This window comes from Sphingomonas sp. M1A8_2b, from assembly GCF_053345535.1.
Map to the genome: position 1 here is coordinate 1 of NZ_JBKFAH010000006.1, position 2,500 is coordinate 2,500.

The window sequence follows — 2,500 nt, forward strand, 5'->3', positions numbered from 1 at the left end:
GTGGTTGCGGGGACAGGATTTGAACCTGTGACCTTCAGGTTATGAGCCTGACGAGCTACCGGGCTGCTCCACCCCGCGCCGAGATCCCATTAAAGTGTTACTTTACTGGGGCCCGAGTTCCCGTGAGGGAATAGGTGTATAGGACATTATGAATGGGTTTTTGGATATGGTGCGTGTTGCATGTTGCACGGGCTTCAATGCCTGGCGACGACCTACTCTTCCATCGCTTGAGCGATAGTACCATTGGCGCAGTCGGGTTTCACGGCCGAGTTCGGAATGGGATCGGGTGGGACACCGACGCTATAGCCACCAGGCAATGGAGCCGGTGCGACATGCGAGCGCGTTCATATCTGGGTCCCTCTGGCTTTGCGTTTCGGCGAGGCCTGAGGGTTTTAAAATCGATACCGTGCATGGTTGTGTTGGTATTCGACCAATCCCTCGACGGCGAGGGGATTGGCAATCTGGCGTCGTCTTAATCATCCGCACTATCGAATGGCTAGCTGGTTTGACCCAGTGTTGTCATTGATGGTGTGAGACTCTCAAGCGCGAATAGAGCAATTAGTATCGGTTAGCTCCATGCGTTACCGCACTTCTACATCCGATCTATCAACGTCGTGGTCTCCGACGGCTCTATGAAATCTTATCTCGAGGGAGGCTTCCCGCTTAGATGCTTTCAGCGGTTATCCCGTCCATACATAGCTACCCAGCTGCGCTCCTGGCGGAACGACTGGTACACCAGAGGTATGTTCAACCCGGTCCTCTCGTACTAGGGTCAACTCCTCTCAAATTTCGACGCCCACGGCAGATAGGGACCAAACTGTCTCGCGACGTTCTGAACCCAGCTCACGTACCACTTTAATTGGCGAACAGCCAAACCCTTGGGACCTGCTCCAGCCCCAGGATGTGATGAGCCGACATCGAGGTGCCAAACAACCCCGTCGATATGAGCTCTTGGGGGTTATCAGCCTGTTATCCCCGGCGTACCTTTTATCCGTTGAGCGATGGCCCTTCCACGAGGGACCACCGGATCACTATGACCGACTTTCGTCTCTGCTCGACTTGTCAGTCTCGCAGTCAGGCGGGCTTATGCCATTGCACTCTAACAGACGGTTTCCGACCGTCCTGAGCCCACCATTGCGCGCCTCCGTTACTCTTTAGGAGGCGACCGCCCCAGTCAAACTACCCGCCACAGAGGGTCCCTGTTCCGGCTTACGGAACGAGGTTAGACATCAGAAACAAACAGGGTGGTATTTCACCTATGGCTCCACATCAGCTGGCGCCGATGCTTCAAAGCCTCCCACCTATGCTACACAGTTTCTTCCTAATGCCACTCTGAAGCTGCAGTAAAGGTGCACGGGGTCTTTCCGTCTAACCGCGGGTACTCCGCATCTTCACGGAGAATTCAATTTCGCTGAGCATGTCCTGGAGACAGTGGGGAAGTCGTTACGCCATTCGTGCAGGTCGGAACTTACCCGACAAGGAATTTCGCTACCTTAGGACCGTTATAGTTACGGCCGCCGTTTACCTGGGCTTCATTTCAGAGCTTGCACCCCTCCACTTAACCTTCAGGCACCGGGCAGGCGTCAGGCCCTATACGTCGTCTTGAAGCCGACTTAGCAGAGCCCTGTGTTTTTGCTAAACAGTCGCTACCCCCTGGCCTGTGCCCCCTCAAAGTGCTTGCGCATAGTGAGGGCCTCCTTCTTCCGAAGGTACGGAGGCAATTTGCCGAGTTCCTTCAGGACACTTCTCTCAAGCGCCTTGGTATACTCTACCTGACCACCTGTGTCGGTTTCGGGTACGGTCTATACGGTGGGGCTATTTCCTGGAACCATTTCGAAGCCATCCCAATCCGATAAGGGATGACAACACACATGATCCGTCACACACCACCAGGCCCACGAATATTAACGTGGTTCCCATCGACTACCCCCTTCGGGCTCGTCTTAGGGGCCGGCTCACCCTGCGCGGATTAGCCTTGCGCAGGAACCCTTGGTCTTTCGGCGAGAGGGCATCTCACCCTCTTTATCGCTACTCATGTCTGCATTCGCACTTCCGATACCTCCACGACCCATTACCAGATCGCTTCACAGGCTTACGGAACGCTCCGCTACCGCGTACCACATCAGTGGCACACCCTAAGCTTCGGCACGTATCTTGAGCCCCGTTACATCTTCGCCGCAGGACCTCTTGTTTAGACCAGTGAGCTGTTACGCTTTCTTTAAAGGATGGCTGCTTCTAAGCCAACCTCCTGGTTGTTTTGGAAGTCCCACATGCTTTCCCACTTAGATACGATTTGGGGGCCTTAGCTGTAGGTCAGGGCTGTTTCCCTTTTGACGACGGACCTTAGCACCCGCCGTCTGTCTCCCGCATATCACTCTTAGGTATTCGGAGTTTGGTTAGGTTTGGTAGATCTCGCGACCCCCTAGCCCATCCAGTGCTCTACCCCCTAAGGTGTTCGTGCGAGGCACTACCTCAATAGTTTTCGCGGAGAACCAGCTAT

1 tRNA gene and 2 rRNA genes (1 of these 3 cut by a window edge) are annotated in these 2,500 nt (G+C 54.6%); all 3 read right to left on the reverse strand.

What is annotated here, in order from left to right:
• Position 1: 1 nt before the first annotated feature.
• A tRNA-Met gene (locus ACLBWL_RS17585) sits at positions 2-78 on the reverse strand.
• Positions 79-199: 121 nt separating this feature from the next.
• Positions 200-314: ribosomal RNA gene (gene rrf, locus ACLBWL_RS17590) — 5S ribosomal RNA — on the reverse strand.
• A 224-nt stretch (positions 315-538) separates the two neighbouring features.
• A 23S ribosomal RNA gene (locus ACLBWL_RS17595) occupies positions 539-2,500 on the reverse strand (it continues 834 nt past the right edge of the window).